Here is an 18,194-nt window from a genome sequence, read left to right on the forward strand (position 1 = left end):
CGGCCGGAGCGACGGACGGCACGATGGGCGACCGCATCCTGATCCTGTACGGGTCCTACCGATCCGATCGGCAGGGCATCAGGCTGGCGGACTATCTGGTCGCCAGCTTCACGGCGCGCGGCGCGGCGGTGGAGTTGATCGATGCGAAGGCGATCGACCTGCCGATCCTCGATCGCATGTACAAGGAATATCCGGCGGGCGAGGCACCGCCGAAGCTGGCGGAACTGGCGGCGAAGATCCGGGCGGCCGATGCCTTCGTGTTCGTGACCGGCGAATATAACTGGGGCGTCCAGCCCGGCCTGAAGAACCTGACCGACCATTTCCTCGAGGAATGGTTCTGGCGACCCGCCGCCATCGCCAGCTATTCCGCCGGCCGGTTCGCCGGCGCGCGGGCTGGACTGGCGTGGCACGGCACGCTGTCGGAAATGGGGATGGTCGTCATATCCAGTTCGCTGGCGGTCGGCGGCATCGGTCAGGCTTTCGACGCGGACGGTGCACCCGCAGGGTCGGGCGGCGCGGCGCTGGAACGCGCCTTCCCGCGCTTCGCCGACGATCTGGCGTGGTGGACCGAGGCCGCACGGGAACAGCGCGCGAAACGACCGCCGCCGTATTGATGGTGGTGCGCGGCAGCCGCTCTCTCATGCCTGCCCGGCGGAAGCCGAGGCCAGTCGGGATGTCGGCGGCAATCAATTGAGAGCGACAGCCGAACGCGACTTCGGCCTTCGCCGGGGTGGTAGCTTGGCGACGGGCAGCCTCGCTATGCCGCCCCGCCCGAGCCCCCGGCATCCGCCCCCGTGACGTCGCCCAGCAAGTCCCGCGTCGCACTGATCCGCGCATTCTCCAGCAGCGCCGCCGCCCGTTCGTCGGGATAGGCGCGGGACAAGGCGACCGTGCCGACCATCTGCGCCAGCACCGATGCGGCGCGCGCATGCGCCACGACCGCCTTCAGCCCCAGCCGCTCGAGCAAATCCGCCACCCGACCGACCAGACGGTCGATCGCATCCGCGAACCGGGTCTGTGCGGCTTCCGGCAAGCGGTGGATCTGCCCCGCCAGGATCGGCACCGGACACCCCTTGGCCAACGACCCACGGTGCAGCATCGACATATAGGCATCCACGAAGCGGCGCAGCGTCGCCGCCGGATCGTCGCCCTCGCCTTCCAGAAACCGCCCGTACCGCTCGTCGAACATGTAGCGGACGGCTTCTCCCAAGAGGTCGTCCTTCGACTTGAAGTGCGCGTAGAAGCCGCCATGCGTCAGCCCGGCACGGTTCATCACCGTCGCCACCGCCATCCGGTCCGCGCCTTCGATCCGGATCGCCTTCGCCGCCTCTTTCAGCACGCGCTCGCGGGTGCGGGCCTTGTGTTCGCTGTCATAGCGCATGCCGCATCCTATCCCCTCTTGTGACATGACGTCCATCATATTATGAGCATCATATTACGATTTGGGAACGCTCTCGCATGAGTCAGGATCAGGATCGGGATACCGACCGCCCCGATGGACTCACGCAGTTGCGGGCCATGATGGAGACGAACCGGCAACCGCCGATCGGCGAAACGCTCGGCTTTTCGCTGGTCGAGGTCGATCGCGGCCATGCGGTGTTCACGGGCACGCCCGGCCGCAGCGTCTACAACCCCATTGGTTCCGTCCACGGCGGCTATGCCGCGACATTGCTGGACAGCGCGTGCGGGATCGCGACCCATTCCGGCCTCGCCGCCGACCAAGGCTACACGACACTGGAGCTGAAGGTCTCGTACGTGCGCGGTCTCACCGATCGCAGCGGCGAAGTCCGCGCGGTCGGCCGGCTGGTGTCGATCGGCCGCCGCGTCGCCTTTGCGGAGGCGACACTGCACGACGGCGACGGACGCCTCTGCGCCACCGCCACGTCCACGCTGCTCGTCTTCGAACAGCCGCGCTGACTCCCGTCCTGCCGCCCCATTCTATCGGAGAAATACGATGATGATCGTCGCCGCCACGCTCGCCCTGTTCGCCGCCGCCGCCCCGCAGACGGCCGAGGCTCCCAAGCCCGGAAAGTATCTGACCCAGAGCGACGGTCGCCAGATCGCCCGCATCCAGCGCGTGCTGGCGGACGGTTCCGTGGTCGTGATCGTCGGCGAAAAGTACGTGACCGTCCCCGCCGCCACCGTGTCGGTGAAGGACGGGAAAGCCAGCACCACGATGACCCAGCGCGAGATCGCACGGATGTAGCCGGCCGGCGACGTACCCTCCCTCACCCCGTCCCGTCTGGGCTGAGCCTGTCGAAGCCCCTGCGCCCACCGACGACCGTGCCGGCGGATAGCAGCCCTTCGACACGCTCAGGGCGAACGGATTGGGCGAGTAGCCGTCGTCACCTCCACGGCATTACGGGATCAGCCGGTCCGCGCGCAGACGATCGAACAGCGTCAGGAACGCGTCGTCGGTCGCGCGGTAGCCGGTGAACCCCAGCCGCCGACTCTTGGACATATCCGTGACAACCTCGATCGGTCGGCCAAGATCGGCGTCGGTGTGCCACGGCGACGCCAACCGGGCGAGGTCCGGTTCCGCCAGCCCCTCGCGCAGCGCCAGTTCGCGCCAGATCGGCGCATCGTTCGCCATCTGCTGCTCCAGCGGACGGACGGTGCCGTCGAACGGTGCCGCCTCGATCCCGAACGCGGCGGCGATCCGCCCCCACATCCAGCTCCAACGGAAGACGTCGCCGTTGACGACGTTGAACGCCTCGTTGCGCGCAGCCGGTGTCGTCGCTGCCCACAACAGATGCTCGGCGAGCAGGCCGGCGTCTGTCATGTCGGTCAGCCCGTTCCACTGCGCCGCCGATCCGGGGAAACAGAAGGGCCGTCCGGTCTCGCGACACAGCGTCGCGTAGACTGCCAGTGTCGTGCCCATGTTCATGGCATTGCCGACCGCTTTGCCGATCACGGTGTGAGGCCGATGCACGCTCCACCCGAAACCGTCGCGCCCGGCCGCGGCGAACACCTCGTCCTCCTGCGCGTAGTAGAAATTCTCGATATCGAGCCGCCCCTGCTCCTCGCGGAACGGCGTCTGCGGCAACGTGCCCTTCCCATACGCCTCGAACGGCCCGAGATAATGCTTCAGGCCGGTGACCAGCGCGACGTGCCGGGGCGCGACGCCGGGTCGCAGACCGTCCAGCAGGTTGCGGACCATCGCCGAATTGACGCGGATATTCTCCGCCTCGCTGTCCTGCCGCAGCCATGTGGTGATGAACACCGCGTCGGGCGTCACGCCCTCCAGTGCCGCCGCCGATCCAGCCGCATCCGTCAGGTCGGCGACGATGGGCGTCACGCCCGCCTGCTCGACCGGCCGCCGTGCGAGACCCTGCACGCTCCAGCCCTGCTCCACCAGCAGCGCCGCCGTCGCGCTGCCGACGATCCCGCTCGCGCCCACCACCAATGCCGTCTTCGCCATCTTTCCAGTCCCTTGCTGCTGCGGACGGCAGCTAGGCAGCGGATGCGTGCGTTCCTAGACGGCACCAAGAGGTAACCACATGCAGGCTGGCAGCGACGACAACGATTGGCGGGAGGATTGCGCGCCGCGCCGCGTGATGGAGCTGTTCGCGACGAAATGGACGAGCATGATCCTCCACACGCTGCACGCCCGTCATGCCGGGGCGGCGCGCAGCGGCGTGCTGCTGCGCAGCCTGCCGGGCATCTCGAAGAAGATGCTGACCCAGTCGCTACGAGAGATGGAGGGTAGCGGCCTGATCTCGCGCCATGTCGAGGACACGACCCCGCCCGCAGTCGAATACCGGCTGACCCCGCTCGGCGCACGCTTCGTGGGCGCGGTGGAACTGCTCTACGCGTGGGGCCGCGACAACGCCGACGCGCTCGATGCGCTGGGCACGCGACCGTCGTCGCGGCGGCGGGCTGGATCAAGTCCTCCCCTGTAAGGGGAGGGACTACCGCTCGTGCAGCCGCGCCAACACACCTCCCGCCAGATTCTGCGCCCGCTTCACATACCGAACCCGCGGCCCCTGCCCTGCCGTCGCCTCGACGAGCGCAGCATGATGCCGCGCGTCTCCGCCCCGCGCCCGCACCGTGCCGTTCGCCTGCGCCACCACCGCCGCGGAGTCGCCGATCAGCACGACTGCGTCCCACCCGATCGCCCGCGTCAGCTCCACCGCGTGCAGCAACGCGAGCCATTCCGCGTCCATGCTGGTGCCCGCCCCCAGATCGCGGCGGACATGCGCCTCCCCGCGGATCACCACCGCCGTTTCCATCCCTTCGGGACGCAGCCCGCCGTCGAAATACACCTTCAACCGTGACAATCGCGGGCTCCTTTGCGCTAAGGCGGCGCTCATGCTGCGTATCACCGAACTGAAACTGCCGCTCAACCACCCGGAGGAGGCGCTGGCCGCCGCCATCCGCAACCGGCTGCGCATCACGCCGCGCGACCTGATCCGCTACACGATCGCGCGCCGCGCCAACGACGCGCGCGACAAGATGGACATCCAGCTCGTCTATTCGATCGACGTGACGCTGAAGAACGAGGCGCAGGTGCTCGCCCGGTTCAAGCGCGACCGCCACGTCAACCCAACTCCCGACACCGGCTACCGCTTCGTCGCGAAGGCCCCCGCCAATTACGACGGTCCGCGTCCGATCGTCGTCGGCGCGGGGCCATGCGGCCTGTTCGCGGGGCTGCTGCTGGCGCAGATGGAATTCCGCCCGATCATCCTCGACCGTGGCAAGGTGGTGCGGGAGCGGACCAAGGACACCTGGGGCCTGTGGCGGCGCAGCGAGCTCAACCCGGAGTCGAACGTCCAGTTCGGCGAGGGCGGCGCGGGCACCTTCTCCGACGGTAAATTGTGGAGCCAGATCAAGGATCCGCGCCATCTCGGCCGCAAGGTTCTGACCGAATTCGTCAAGGCCGGCGCACCGCCCGAAATCCTGACCGAGGCGCACCCGCATATCGGCACGTTCCGCCTCGTCACGATGGTCGAGAGCATGCGCGAGACGGTGGAGAAGCTGGGCGGCGAGTACCGCTTCGGCACCCGCGTCGAGGATGTCGACATAACCGAGGACGCGGACGGCACGCGCCGCCTGACCGGTCTGACCTTCCACACCGGCGAGCGGATCGAGGCCGGACCGGTCGTCCTCGCGGTCGGCCACAGCGCGCGCGACACCTTCGCGATGCTCCACCGCCACGACGTGCATATGGAGGCCAAGCCTTTTTCGATCGGCGTGCGCATCGAACATCCGCAAAGCTGGATCGACGAGGCGCGGTTCGGCCCGTGCGCCGGCCATCCCGATCTCGGCGCCGCGGCCTACAGCCTGTCGCACCACTGCAAGAACGGGCGCACCGTCTACAGCTTCTGCATGTGCCCCGGCGGCACCGTCGTCGCGGCAACGTCGGAGGTCGGCCGGGTCGCCACCAACGGCATGAGCCAATATTCGCGCAACGAGCGGAACGCCAATTCGGGCATCGTCGTCGGCATCGATCCGGCGCGCGACTATCCGGGCGATCCGCTGGCGGGCATCGCGCTGCAACGCCATTGGGAGGAACGCGCGTTCGCGGCGGGCGGCGGCGACTACCGGGCCCCGGCGCAGCGGCTGGGCGACTTCGTCGCGGGCCGCGCGTCGACCGCGCTCGGCAGCGTCATTCCCAGCTACAAGCCCGGCGTGACGCCGACCGATCTGGCCGAGTGCCTGCCAGATTTCGCCGTCACCGCGATGCGCGAGGCGCTGGTGGCGTTCGGGCAGCAGATCCCCGGCTACGACCATCCCGACGCGGTGATGACGGGCGTGGAGACGCGCACCTCCTCCCCCGTCCGGATCACGCGTGGCGACGACTTTCAGAGCGTCAACACCGCGGGGCTCTATCCTGCCGGAGAGGGCGCGGGATATGCCGGCGGTATCCTGTCGGCGGCGGTGGACGGCATCAAGATCGCCGAGGCGGTGGCCGTGCAGCTGACAAAGGATTGCAGCGGCTAATTCACATCGATCAAGATAAAAGTCTTATTTTTCCAACATATATGCATTGAGGCGAGGCAACACGCGCGGTATAATTGCATCACTCACTTCGAGCGGAAGGCCGCCGAAGCCGCTTGGGGGATGATGCGATGAAGGCGAAGATGGCATTGTGGATGGGCATGTCGGCAATGGCCGCCATGACCAGCCTGTCGCAGGCGCAGGCGCAGACGGCGTCACCGTCGAGGACACAGCCGCAATCCGGTGCGGCCGACCTGCCGCGGCCGGAAACGCCGTCGGATCAGAGTGCGAACACCGCCGCACCACTGCCGGCGGTGCAGGAAACGCCGGAAGAGGGCGGCGACATCGTCGTCACCGGCCTCCGCCGCAGCCTCGAATCCGCGCAGGCGCTGAAGCGCAATTCCGACGGCATCGTCGATGCCATCGTCGCCGAGGATATCGGCAAGCTGCCCGACACCTTCGCCTCCGCCGCCCTTGCCCGCGTGTCGGGCGTGCAGGTCACGCGCGGGGCGGGCGAAGCCGCGGGTGTCCAGATCCGCGGTCTCCCGGACATCAGCACGACCTATAACGGGCGTGAGATCTTCACCGCCGAAGGGCGCTTCGTCGCCATCCAGGACTTCCCCGCCGGCACCGTCGCCGCGCTGGAGGTCTACAAGAACGGTACCGCCAACCTGATCGAGGGCGGCATCGGTGGGCAGGTCAACGTGCGCGGTCGTCGCCCGTTCGACTTCAACGGGTTCGAGGTGTCCGGTTCGCTCAACGGCGTGAACTGGGAGCATTCGGGCCGGACCACGTGGAATGGCAACATCCTCATCAGCGATCGCTGGGACACCGGCATCGGCGAGATGGGGCTGCTGGTGAACGCGTCCTATGTCGGGCTGAACTATCTCGACGCGACGCGCGAACAGTCCACCGTGATCGGCACCACCACCGCCGCAAATGCGCCGGGCGTCGGCGCGGGCATTCGCTACCCCGATGCGCAGGGTCGCTTCACCAGCAACGGCGACCGTTTCCGCCCGTCCGCCAACGCCGCGTTCCAGTGGCGGCCGACGCCGGAGCTGGAAATCTACGTCGACGGCCTGTTCCAGGGCTATCGCGGCAAGGACACCAACCAGTGGATGTTCGTACCGATCTTCGGCGGCCCCGATTTCCGGCTGGAGAATGTGACGACGCGGGCCGGGCGTTCCAACGTGGCGCAGAGCGCGACCGTCGTTGGTGCGACCGCGCCGGACGGCTACTACACCTCCGCCAACGGTCATACCGACACCTATCAGGGCGGCGGCGGCGCGGTGTGGAAGCGCGACAACCTCCAGATTTCGGGCGACATCGCCTACACGAACAGCAAGTACAAATTCGACCTCGTCAACATCGACTATGCGATGGCGAGCTCGCCGACCCGCGACGTCGTGTTCGATGCGCCGGGCACGAACGGCGGCCCGACCTTCGCCTTCCGGAACTTCGACGTCACCGATCCGTCGAACTACATCGCCCGCGGGCTATTTCAGGAATATCTGGTCGTCAGCGGCAAGGACATCCAGAGCCGCGCCGACGTGCAGTATGAATTCGACAGCGGTTTCCTGAAACGCATCCAGTTCGGCGCCCGCTACAACGACCGCGATGCCACGCGCGACCGCGGTGCGCCCTACGTCAACACGATCAACGGCGTGCCGGTGCCCGACCTGCGCATTCCGATCTCCGGCCTGCCCGTGTCCGTTCAGAACACGCGTCCCGCCTTCACCTTCGATAATACGTTCGGGGTGCGGACCTTCGCGGGCATCTCGTCGGCCAGCATCCGCGACAATCTGCCTGAGTTGCGTGCCTTCTTCCAGGCACCGGAAGGGCGGCCGGCGTTCAACCCGACCGAGAATTTCGTCGCCAACGAAAAAGCCTATGCCGCCTACGCGCAGCTCAAATACGGCTTCGATCTCGGCCCGACCATGTCGGTCGACGGTTTGATCGGCCTGCGGGCGGTCAAGACCAAAACCCGGATCAGCGGCTTCGTTCAGGAAGAGACGACACCGGGCGCGACGCCCAGCTTCTCGCCGACGACGGCGTCCAACGACTATACGGACTATCTGCCCAACGCCAGCGCACGGCTGATGTTCACGCCGGAACTGCAACTGCGCCTGAACTACAACCAGACGCGCACGCGCCCGAACTTCTTCGACCTCAATCCGACCCTGACCGTCGGCCCGCCGCCGACGATCTCGCCGGAATGTCAGGCGAACCCAGCGCTGCCGCAGTGCATCAACAGCAACCTGCGCAATATCACCGGCGGCAATCCCGATCTGCGCCCGCTGACGTCGGACAATTACGACATCAGCCTGGAATGGTATTTCTCGCGCTCCGGTTCGCTGACGGCGGCGGTGTTCCGCCGCGACGCCAACGGCTTCATCTCGCGCATCAACCGGGAGGGCGTGGATGTCGGCTACGGTCCGTCGCGCCTGAACCTGCCGGAGAATACCGGCAACACCCGCTTCCAGGGTGCGGAGGTGCAGTTCACCAGCTTCCTCGATATCGACGGCCTGCCCGACTGGGCCAAGGGTTTCGGTATCCAGGCGAATGCGACCTATGTCGATTCCGGCGGCGATCTTGCGCAGGGTCTCTCTGACTCTCCGAACGTTGCCGGGCGTCAACCACGCTTTACCGGCGTGTCGACATGGTCGGGCAACCTCGTTGCACTGTACGAACGGCCGTTCTTCTCGGCGCGCATGGCGTATAACTACCGCTCCGACTTCGTGTTCGAATACGGCGTCGTGAACCTCGACGTCGATGCGAACGGCGTACCGCGCACCGGTGCGATCATCGAAAAGGGTCGCGGACAGCTCGATTTCTCGACCACGGTCACGCCGATTCCGAACATCACGCTGGCGTTCGACATCGTCAATCTGCTCGGCAATCCGCTGAAGCGCAGTCGCGAGTTCGGCAGCGACGGCGACGCCTTCCCGCGTCAGGTCGTCTATCTCGAGCGCGTCTACTCGCTGGGCGTCCGCTTTCGGTTCTGAACGACATACGCGCCGTCATGCGGGGATGGTCCAGCATGACGGACGATGATTGTCGATTGTGCTGCTCCAGATCAAAGGGGGCGGCGGTTGAGGGTGACACCACCCGCCTGCGGGACTAGGCGACACGCGTGCTCCCGGTCCGCCGCCTGATCCGCGACTATCGCGCTGTCGCCGCCCTGCTGGTGGCGCTGGCGTTGGCGCTCCGGCTGCTGGTGCCGGCCGGGTACATGCCGATGATCGCGCAGGGCAGCGTCTTGCTCGCGATCTGCGACGGTGCCGGGCCGGTGACGATCACCGCGCCCGCCGCCAAGACACCGATGGCCGGCATGCACCATCATTCCGGCACCCCCGCCGACACCGCACCGGTACCGTCCAAGCCCGCCAGCGCCTGCGCCTTCGCCGACCTGTCGACGCCGGCGATGGCGTCGGTCGACGCGGTGCTGCTGGTCGCGGCGATCGCGTACGCCTTGGCGCTGGCGATCCGCCGGGTGGTGCCGCTGCGGGTCCGCGAACATGGCCATCTGCGCCCGCCACTCCGGGGACCGCCGGCGCTCGCCTGAGCCCGTCCGTGTCCTCGCCCTGCGGCCCGGCCGCGGGGCCAAGCTGGTATCGTCATGTCCCGAACATCTCCGCGCGTCGCCGCGGCTGCACTGGCGTGCGTCCCGTGCGCCGTCCTCGCGCAAGTCGCGCCGCCGCCCCCGCCCGTTCAACAGCCAGACGAGATCATCGTCACCGGCACCGCTCTGACGCTGACCACCGGCATCGCCGGCCAGACCGTCACCACGATCGACACGCGCGACATCGCGCTGACCCCCGCCACCACGATCGGCGACATCGTCAAGCTGGCGCCCGGCGTCGCGTTCATCCAGGGCAACGGCCCACGCGATGTCGGCGTCTCGATCCGCGGCTCCAACGCCCGCCAGAGCTTCGGCGCGCGCAATATCCAGGTGTTCGAGGACGATTTCCCCGTCACCCAGCCGGACGGCCTCGCCCGCTTCGACCTGACCGATCCGCATGCCTACGGCGCGGTCGACATCGTCCGGGGCCCCTCGTCCGCGCGCTACGGCAATTTCGCGCTGGGCGGCGCGGTCAATTTCCGCAGCCGCAGCGGGCGGGAGGTCGACGGGCTTGAGGTTGGCAGCGACGTCGGCCGCTACGGCTACGCCAACGTCTATGCAACGCTCGGCAAGGCCGGGCCGGGTTACGACTACAGCATCTTCGCCAGCCTCGTCGGCGGCAAGGGTTCGACCGGACACACCGATTACCGCACCGGCACGATCAACGCGCTCGGCACCTTCGCTGTCGACGGCAACGATCGCATCGCGCTGAAGCTGATCCACAACACGGGCGAGTTCCGGCTGTCGACGCGGCTGTCCTACGCGCAATATCTGGCGAACCCGTATCAGCAGGGGTGCGAGCGTGCCGCCACCGCCGCGCCCGGCTGCGCGACGATCCAGGTGTTCGTCAACGGTCGCAACGGCCCCCGCATCGCGCAGACCGCGGCGGAGGCCGATCTGGCCCGCGACGACAAGCGCACGATCATCGGTGTCCGCCACGAACATGACTTTTCGTCGCACGCCACGTTGCGGACGCAGGGCACGTTCGATCGCCGCGACGTGTACCAGCCGACCAGTGCGACACCGTTCCGCGGCACGCTCAACAGCTATCAGCTATCGTCGGACCTGACCGTCCGGTCGGGCGCGACGACCGGCTTCTTGCAGGTCGCCTACGGATCGCTGGAGAACCGCAGCTACAGCTTCGCCAAAACCCCGGCGGGCCGCGACGGGTTTGGCGCACCGACGCAGTTCGTGGTCGGCGACGTGCGCAACCTCGCGATCCGCGCGCGCGGCGAAATGGCGCTGACGCCGCGGCTGCTGGCGGTGGCGGGCGTCGGCGCGGAACGGTCCTGGATCGACGTCGTGCAGACCGGCTTCACCTATCCGCTGAACACCACGCGGGTCGTCAGCGTCATCCCGGCCGAGCGCCGCTTCGACAATCTCGCGCCCGAAGCCTCACTGCGCTGGCGCGCGATCGACGCGGTGACGCTCCACGCCCGCATCGCCAAGGGCTACGGCATCCCGCAGGCGGGCGGCCTGTTCGTCACGCAAGCGGGCATTCCCGGCGACAACCGCGCGCTGAAAAGCCAGCGCAACACCGGCGTCGATCTCGGCGCGACGGTGGCGCTGGGCGGCACGCTGACCGCGGAGGCGACGGTGTATCAGGAGTGGTTCCGCAACGAACTGGTCAGCCAGTCGGCGGGCGTGAACCTGCTCGCCTACACGTCGAACGTGCCACGCTCGGTCCACCGCGGCGTCGAACTCGGGCTGGATTGGCGACCCGTCGCGGGCCTGCGCGCACTCGCGAGCTATGGCTATACCGACCAGACCTATCGCGATTTTCAGGAGCGGCTGACGACCGGCACCGTCTCGCGCACGATCGACCGGCGCGGCAATGCGATCCCCGGCGTGGTTCCGCATTTCGGCAATGTCCGGCTTGGGTACGACCAGCCGACCGGGCCGGCGGCGGGGCTCGGCGGATTCGTGGAGACGAATGTCCGCAGCCGCTACTGGCTCGACAACGGCAACCGGCTGCGCGTGCCGGGCTATTCGCTCGTCAACCTCAACCTCCATTACGATCCACCGCCCGGCGACGGCGGGTGGCGGCGCTTGAGCTACTTCGTCTCGGTCCAGAACGTCGCCGACAAGACCTATGTCGGGTCCGCCAGCATCGTCTCCGACAGCCTGTCGGCGGCGGGCGTGGAGAACGGCGCGGCGGTGCTGCGCAACGTCGGCAGCGCGCTGTATGCCGGTCAGCCGCGGACGTGGTTCGCGGGCATCAAGGCGCGGTTCCAGTGAAGCGCGCCTGGCCCCGCTACCCGACCGTCTGGCGCTGGCACTTCTATGCCGGGCTGTTCTGCATCCCGTTCATCCTGTGGCTGTCGCTGACCGGCGGCGTGTACCTGTTCAAGCCGCAGATCGAGGCGTGGCTCGACCGCCCCTATGCCACCGTCGCGCAACCCGGCCGCCGCGCCGGTCCGGTTGCCGAAGTCGCCGCCGCGCTGAGGGCGGTGCCGGGCGGTACGCTGTCGCAGTACGAACTGCCCGCGACCCCGACGCAGGCGGTGCAGGTGCTCGTCAGCGACGGCGATCTGACGCAGCGTGTCTATGTCGATCCGGCGACGCTCACGGTGCTGAAGGTCGAGCGAGAGGATCGCCGGCCGATGAAGATCCTGTCGCGACTGCACGGCGAGCTGCTGGCGGGTCCGGTCGGGTCCTACGTCGTCGAACTCGCCGCATCCTGGGCGATCGTCATGCTGGTGTCCGGCCTGTTCCTGTGGTGGCCGCGCGGGCAGCGTCTCGCGGGCGTCGTCTATCCCCGCCTGCGCGCCGGCGGACGCCGGTTCTGGCGCGACCTGCACGGCGTGACGGGGTTCTGGGTGTCGGCGGCGGCGCTGTTCCTGCTGGTGTCGGGCTTGCCCTGGGCGGCAAGCTGGGGCGCGTATCTGAAGATGGCGCGGCACGTGGCGGAGGGGCAGCCGGTGAAGCAGGACTGGTCCTCCAGCCACAGCGGACACGACGGGATGGCCGACATGGCGGGCATGACGATGCCGAAGCCCGCGTCCGTCCCCCTCGCGCCGCTCGACCGCGTGGTCGCAACGATCCGACCGCTCGACCTCGCCGCGCCGGTCCTGATCGCGCCGCCCGCGCAGGCCGCCCAGCCGTGGACCGCCAAGTCGAACGCCGCGAACCGCCCGCTCCGCACCGACCTGACGCTCGACGCGTCGGGCGCGGTGCTCACCCGTCAGGATTTCGCGCAACGCCCGCTCGTCGATCGCCTCGTCGGCTGGGGCGTCGCGATCCACGAGGGGCAGGCGTTCGGCTGGATCAACCTGCTGGTGAACCTCGTCACCGCGCTGATGCTGATGCTGCTGTCGATCAGCAGCGTCATGCTGTGGTGGCGACGGCGCGCACCGGGGACGCTCGGCGCTCCCCGAGCCGCCGTCCGCCCGGCGCTGGCGTGGAGCTTCGCCACAACGGTGGCGGCGCTGGCCGTGATGCTACCGCTGTTCGGCGCGTCGCTGCTGCTCGTTCTGCTGATCGACCGCATCCTGCCGGCTCGGCCACGCGCCTGGCTCGGGCTGGAGGCGACGTGAAAGATAGTTAACTTGGCAGTATCCTTTTTCTTGCAATAGCGCGGGATCAGGGAGCGAACATGTCGGAAAACCCGGTCTTCTACGATGCCACGGGACGGCGACGGCGCCGCTTTCTGGTGGCGGCGGTGGCGTTCGCGCTGCTGCTCGTGCTGGCGGTGGCGGCATTCGCCGCGACCGTGCTCGACGTGGTGCCGCAATCCGCGCTGCCGTTCCACGCGGAGCGCGCGCAGTTGCGCAAACCCACCGGGGCGGAGCGGCTGGTCGCGCAGGGTCGCCAGACGCTGCGTCACACCGTTCATGCCGGCAAGCGCCTGTTCCGCACCGGTCCAGCCGTCAGCCCGCCGCTGGCGGTTGCCTTCCACGCGCCGTGGGACGATGCCAGCGCCGCCTCGCTCCAGCGCAATATCAGCCAACTCGACTGGCTCGTGCCCGGCTGGCTGTCGATCACCGGCCCGCAGCATCAGGTGACGCTGTTCCCCGACGCCCGCGGACGCGCGATCATCGCCGGGGCTGCGCGCCGGCCCAAAGTGCTGCCGATGGTCCAGAACGCGCTGAACGGCGAGTGGGACGGTGCGGGCGCGGCGGCGCTGATGCGCGACCCGACCGCGCGCAAGACGGCGCTCGACCGGATCGAGGCGCTGCTGGTGCAGACGCATGCGGACGGCGTGTTCTTCGACTTCGAGAGCCTGCCCGACACCGTCCACCCCTATTATCGTCGCTTCCTGACGGAGGCGCGTGCCCGCTTCGCCCCGCGCAACTGGGTCGTGTCGATCGCCGTGCCCGCCGCCGATCCCGCCTGGGATCTCGCCGCCTATGCCAAGGTGGCCGACAAGCTGTTCCTGATGGCGTATGACGAACATTATGCCGGCGGCACCCCCGGCCCGATCGCGTCGCAGGAATGGTTCGAGAATGTCGTCGCCCGCGCCGCGCGCGACGTGCCGGTCGGCCACCTCGTCGTCGCCGTCGCATCCTACGCCTATGACTGGCACAAGGGCGGCACGGACGCGCTGGCCGTCGACGAGGCGTGGCTGGCCGCCAAGGAATCCGACGTCGTGCCCCGCTACGACAAGGCGAGCGGCAACAGCGCCTTCGCCTATGACGAGGATGGCGAGCGGCATGAGGTCTGGCTCGCCGACGCCGCCTCCGCCTATCACCAGATCGACTGGCTGCGGAAAGCCGGCATCCAGTCGCTGGCGCTGTGGCGGCTGGGGAGCGAAGACCCGTCGCTGTGGCGCTTCTTCGGCCGCAATCACCGCAAGCTGCCGCCCGCCAACGTCATCGACGAAATCCCGGCGGGTACCGATGTCGATATCGAGGGTACCGGTGAGGTCCTGCGCATCGGCGATCCCCCCGTCGCCGGCCATCGCAAGGTCACCGTCGATGCCAAGGGCGAGCTCAGCGACGTCGTGTTCTCGCAGCTCCCATCCCCCTGGACGGTGCAGCGGACCGGCTATCGCCCCGGCCTCGTCGCGCTGACGTTCGACGACGGTCCCGATCCGAAATGGACGCCGCAGATCCTCGACGTGCTGAAGGCGAAGCACGTCCCCGCCACCTTCTTCATCATCGGCGACAATGGACTGACGCAGCGCGGCCTGCTCCAGCGGCTGATCGCGGAGGGGCATGAGGTCGGGAACCACACCTACACCCACCCCAATCTGGCGACCACGTCGGACGACACGACGATGCTGGAACTGAACGCGACGCAGCGGCTGTTCCAGGCGTTCACCGGCCGCTCGCTGCGCCTGTTCCGCGCGCCCTATTTCGGGGACGCCGAGCCGAGTACCGCCGACGAAATCGGCCCCGCCTATGCCGCGCAACAGCGTGGATACCTGTCGGTCGGCCTGCACGTCGATCCCGACGACTGGATGCGTCCCGGCGCGCAGGCGATCGTCGATCGCACCGTGGCCGGCGTCGAAGCCGGCGACGCGGAGCGCAGCGGCAACATCGTCCTGCTTCACGACGCCGGCGGCGACCGCGCCCAGACCGTCGCGGCACTGCCCGTGCTGATCGATCGGCTGCGCGCCAAGGGATACCGGTTCGTGCCGGTGTCGGAGCTCGCCGGCCTGCCTCGCGACATGGTCAACCCGCCGATCTCGTCCGGCGACCGCTGGGCCGCGCGCGCCGACCTGGGCCTGTTCCTGACGCTCGGCGGGCTGACGGTAGCGATCAAGTGGCTGTTCGCGGTCGCGATCACGCTTGGTATCCTGCGCGCGCTCGCCTTATCCCTGCTCGCCCTGATCCAGGCGCGGCGCGAGGCGCAGACGGTGTTCCCGGCGATCGATCCCACCACCGAAGTCACCGTGCTGATCCCCGCCTTCAACGAGGAACGCGTGATCGAGCGGGCAGTGCGCCGCGTGCTCGACAGCCGCGACGTGGCCGTGAAGATCGTCGTGATCGACGACGGCTCCAGCGACCGTACCAGCGCCGTCGTCGCCGAGGCGTTCGCCGACGAACCGCGCGTCCGCCTGATGACGCTGGCGAACGGCGGCAAGGCGCGCGCGCTCAACACCGCGTTGCTGGAAGTGACCAGCGACATCGTCATCGCGCTCGACGCCGATACCCAGTTCGAGGAAACGACGATCGCCCGCCTCGCCCGCTGGTTCGTCGATCCGAAGCTGGGTGCGGTCGCCGGCAACGCCAAGGTCGGCAACCGCGTCAACCTCATCACCCGCTGGCAGGCGCTGGAATATATCACCGCGCAGAATCTGGAACGGCGCGCGCTGGCGCGACTCGACGCGATGACCGTCGTGCCCGGCGCCGTCGGCGCATGGCGGGTCGCAACGCTGCGTCAGGTCGGCGGCTATCCGACGGATACGCTGGCGGAGGATCAGGATCTGACGATCGCCATCCAGCGCGCCGGCTGGCGCGTCCATTACGACCAGTACGCCGTCGCCTGGACCGAAGCCCCGGAAAACATTCGCGGCCTTGCCAAACAGCGCTTCCGCTGGGCGTTCGGCACGCTGCAATGCCTGTGGAAACACGGGCGGGTCATCCGTGAAGGCCACCCGAAAGGTCTTGCCCGCGTCGGCCTGCCGCAAGCGATCCTGTTCCAGGTCGTGCTGGCCGCGATCAGCCCGATCATCGATCTCGCGCTGATCCTCAGCGTCATCGGCACCTGGACCCGCGTTGCCGCGCACGGCTGGGCACAGACGCAGACCGACGTGTTCACGATGCTGACCTATTGGCTGATCTTCACCGCGATCGACCTGCTGGCGGCGTTCATCGCCTTCGCGCTGGAACGGCGGGAGAAATGGCGCCTGCTCTGGCTGCTGATCCCGCAACGCATCGGCTATCGCCAGATCATGTATTATGTCGTCTGCAAGGCCATCGTGCAGGCGATGCGCGGCCCCTCCGTCGGCTGGGGCAAGCTCGACCGCAGCGGCCGGGTGACCGCGGCATAGTCACGCTTCAACCGCCGTCATTGCGAGCGTAGCGAAGCAATCCAGAGCGTGGAGGTCGGCCCTGGATTGCTTCGCTACGCTCGCAATGACGGGTGAATTGCCGGTAGCTCGCCAACCTTCAAACCGTGAAGGCCGAAACGCGTCAAAACGCCCCCGCGAAGTCCGGCACCACCGCACACCCCGTCCGCGCCGCCTCCGCCGCCGCCTCGACCACCGCCATCACCGCCAGCGCCTCGCCCGGCGGCACGGGGTTCGGTGCGCCGGTCGTCAGCGCCGCCACCACGCCTGCGTAGAAGCGCCGCTGATCGCCTGCGATCGCCGGCACCACCCGCGGCGCGCCACCGCTGCCGTCATAGACCAGCAGCGGGTCCGGGTCCTCGCCCCAGCCCGGCGCACCCGGCGTCATCCCCTCGATCAGCTGCGCCTCCTGCCGGTCGATCGATGGCTTCACCAGTGTGCCCCCGCTGCCATGCACCACGAACCGATGCGTGCCCCCCGCGACCAGCATGCCCGCATGCAGCACCACGCGCCGCGTCGGATAATCGAGCACGACATGCGCCCAGTCGTCGACCTGCGCGCCGCGGCGCAACGTCCCCAGATTGGCGTGCACCCGCTCCGGCGGACCGAACAGGCACAGCGCCTGATCCGCCAGATGCGGCCCCAGATCGTACCACAGCCCACCGCCCGGCCCATCCCGCTCGCGCCAGCGGTCGCGGACGACCGGGCGGAACCGGTCGATGTGCGATTCGAGATGCGCCACCTCACCTACCAGCCCGTCCTCGATCGCCTGCCGCACGGTCAGGAAATCGCTGTCCCAACGGCGGTTGTGATACACCGACACCAGCCGATCGGCATCGCGCGCCGCCGCGATCACCGCGCGCGCTTCGGTAAGGTCCAGCGTGAAGGGCTTGTCGACCACGACATGCCGCCCTGCCCTCAGCGCGGCCAGCGCCAGCGGCGCATGGCTGTCATTGGGCGACGCGATCACGACCAGATCAACACTCTCGCTCATCGCCAGTGCAACCGGGTCGCCGTCCACCCTGACGTCCGGCCAGTCGGCATGCACCTTCGCCGCATCGCTCGACGCCACCGCGACCAACTCCAGCCCCGGCGTCGCCTGGATCAGCGGCGCATGAAACGTCTTGCCGACATAGCCATAGCCGATCAGCGCGACGCGGATGGGGTGCGGCATGAAGGTTCTCCCGGTGGTGCCGCCGGGCGACGGCGGCTATCGTCACCGACTTTCCACAGGAATGGGCCGATGACCACCGCCTCCCGCACCGTGACGACGATCCGCATCTTCTGTCCGGTGCAGGCAGCGACGCTCGCTGCGGCCATCGCGGGCGACGCGGCGGCGATGGACGCCGACCCGGTCCTCGGCGCGATGCTCGCGATCCTCCGCGACGACGGCCCGCTCGGCGACTTCGGCATCTACCGGAACGTGGTCGAGATCGCGCCGGGCTGGGAGAGCTTCCGCCCGACCGAAGACGCGAACCCGACCAGCGGCACCGCCGGTGCGGTCGCGCTGTCACCGACCATCGTGCTGACGACCTATATCGCGGCGGACGCGCCGGCGGAGGCGGTCGACGCGGCACTGGCCCGGATCATGGCCGCGCATCCGTGGGAAGTGCCGGTCGTGGAGATCGGCAGCGCCCGGTTGTTGGTACGGGGGTGAGCACGCACGAGCGGGTTGGC

The 18,194-nt window shown here is 68.4% G+C and carries 15 protein-coding genes; 11 read left to right on the plus strand and 4 right to left on the minus strand.

Features of this window, described 5'->3' with window-relative positions:
- The first annotated feature begins 23 nt into the window (after nucleotides 1-23).
- On the plus strand, nucleotides 24-614 hold the full coding sequence (locus ILT43_RS16100; RefSeq protein ID WP_204200006.1) for an NADPH-dependent FMN reductase: 591 nt from the start codon (nucleotides 24-26) through the stop codon (nucleotides 612-614).
- Between the two features lie 143 nt (nucleotides 615-757).
- On the opposite strand, the gene ILT43_RS16105 is transcribed toward ILT43_RS16100, so the two are convergent.
- On the minus strand, nucleotides 758-1,381 hold the full coding sequence (locus tag ILT43_RS16105; RefSeq protein ID WP_204200007.1) for a TetR/AcrR family transcriptional regulator: 624 nt from the start codon (nucleotides 1,379-1,381) through the stop codon (nucleotides 758-760).
- 77 nt (nucleotides 1,382-1,458) lie between these two features.
- On the opposite strand from ILT43_RS16105, the gene ILT43_RS16110 reads away from it, so the two are divergent.
- Both ILT43_RS16110 and ILT43_RS16115 read left to right on the plus strand, forming a co-directional pair.
- Nucleotides 1,459-1,917, plus strand: a complete 459-nt coding sequence (locus tag ILT43_RS16110) for a PaaI family thioesterase (RefSeq protein WP_204200008.1) — start codon at nucleotides 1,459-1,461, stop codon at nucleotides 1,915-1,917.
- Nucleotides 1,918-1,954: 37 nt separating this feature from the next.
- Nucleotides 1,955-2,206, plus strand: a complete 252-nt coding sequence (locus tag ILT43_RS16115) for a hypothetical protein (RefSeq protein WP_204200009.1) — start codon at nucleotides 1,955-1,957, stop codon at nucleotides 2,204-2,206.
- A gap of 153 nt (nucleotides 2,207-2,359) precedes the next feature.
- On the opposite strand, the gene ILT43_RS16120 is transcribed toward ILT43_RS16115, so the two are convergent.
- Nucleotides 2,360-3,421 (minus strand): SDR family oxidoreductase, encoded by a 1,062-nt coding sequence (locus ILT43_RS16120; protein WP_204200010.1) that lies wholly within the window; start codon nucleotides 3,419-3,421, stop codon nucleotides 2,360-2,362.
- 79 nt (nucleotides 3,422-3,500) lie between these two features.
- Between ILT43_RS16120 and ILT43_RS16125 the strand changes: the two genes are divergently transcribed.
- Complete coding sequence (locus ILT43_RS16125) at nucleotides 3,501-3,902, plus strand: winged helix-turn-helix transcriptional regulator (RefSeq protein WP_204200011.1); 402 nt, start codon at nucleotides 3,501-3,503, stop codon at nucleotides 3,900-3,902.
- 9 nt (nucleotides 3,903-3,911) lie between these two features.
- Here the strand turns inward: ILT43_RS16125 and ILT43_RS16130 are convergent, their stop codons facing one another.
- A complete protein-coding gene (locus tag ILT43_RS16130) occupies nucleotides 3,912-4,280 on the minus strand; it encodes a reverse transcriptase-like protein (protein ID WP_204200012.1) in 369 nt (122 codons plus the stop codon).
- A gap of 31 nt (nucleotides 4,281-4,311) precedes the next feature.
- On the opposite strand from ILT43_RS16130, the gene ILT43_RS16135 reads away from it, so the two are divergent.
- From ILT43_RS16135 to ILT43_RS16160, 6 genes are all read left to right on the plus strand, one after another.
- The gene (locus ILT43_RS16135) at nucleotides 4,312-5,943 is read left to right on the plus strand and encodes an NAD(P)/FAD-dependent oxidoreductase (RefSeq protein ID WP_204200013.1); all 1,632 of its coding nucleotides are present in this window, start codon (nucleotides 4,312-4,314) and stop codon (nucleotides 5,941-5,943) included.
- Between the two features lie 128 nt (nucleotides 5,944-6,071).
- Nucleotides 6,072-8,945, plus strand: a complete 2,874-nt coding sequence (locus ILT43_RS16140) for a TonB-dependent receptor (RefSeq protein ID WP_204200014.1) — start codon at nucleotides 6,072-6,074, stop codon at nucleotides 8,943-8,945.
- Nucleotides 8,946-9,073: 128 nt separating this feature from the next.
- Nucleotides 9,074-9,505, plus strand: coding sequence for a hypothetical protein (locus ILT43_RS16145; protein ID WP_204200015.1), 432 nt, complete (start codon nucleotides 9,074-9,076; stop codon nucleotides 9,503-9,505).
- A 54-nt stretch (nucleotides 9,506-9,559) separates the two neighbouring features.
- Nucleotides 9,560-11,800: a TonB-dependent receptor family protein gene (locus tag ILT43_RS16150; protein WP_204200016.1), complete on the plus strand. Its 2,241-nt coding sequence runs from the start codon at nucleotides 9,560-9,562 to the stop codon at nucleotides 11,798-11,800.
- Nucleotides 11,797-13,098 (plus strand): PepSY domain-containing protein, encoded by a 1,302-nt coding sequence (locus tag ILT43_RS16155; RefSeq protein WP_204200017.1) that lies wholly within the window; start codon nucleotides 11,797-11,799, stop codon nucleotides 13,096-13,098. Before ILT43_RS16150 ends, ILT43_RS16155 begins: the two co-directional genes overlap by 4 nt.
- Before the next feature lie 59 nt (nucleotides 13,099-13,157).
- Nucleotides 13,158-16,499: a polysaccharide deacetylase family protein gene (locus ILT43_RS16160; RefSeq protein ID WP_204200018.1), complete on the plus strand. Its 3,342-nt coding sequence runs from the start codon at nucleotides 13,158-13,160 to the stop codon at nucleotides 16,497-16,499.
- Between the two features lie 142 nt (nucleotides 16,500-16,641).
- Here the strand turns inward: ILT43_RS16160 and ILT43_RS16165 are convergent, their stop codons facing one another.
- Complete coding sequence (locus tag ILT43_RS16165; RefSeq protein WP_204200019.1) at nucleotides 16,642-17,691, minus strand: oxidoreductase; 1,050 nt, start codon at nucleotides 17,689-17,691, stop codon at nucleotides 16,642-16,644.
- 69 nt (nucleotides 17,692-17,760) lie between these two features.
- Here ILT43_RS16165 and ILT43_RS16170 point away from each other — a divergent pair, with 69 nt between their 5' ends.
- Entirely contained in the window at nucleotides 17,761-18,174 is a 414-nt protein-coding gene (locus ILT43_RS16170; protein WP_204200020.1) for a hypothetical protein, read from the plus strand.
- Nucleotides 18,175-18,194 lie beyond the last annotated feature (20 nt).

The sequence above is a fragment of the Sphingomonas longa genome, assembly GCF_016892685.1.
Lineage (GTDB): Bacteria > Pseudomonadota > Alphaproteobacteria > Sphingomonadales > Sphingomonadaceae > Sphingomonas > Sphingomonas longa.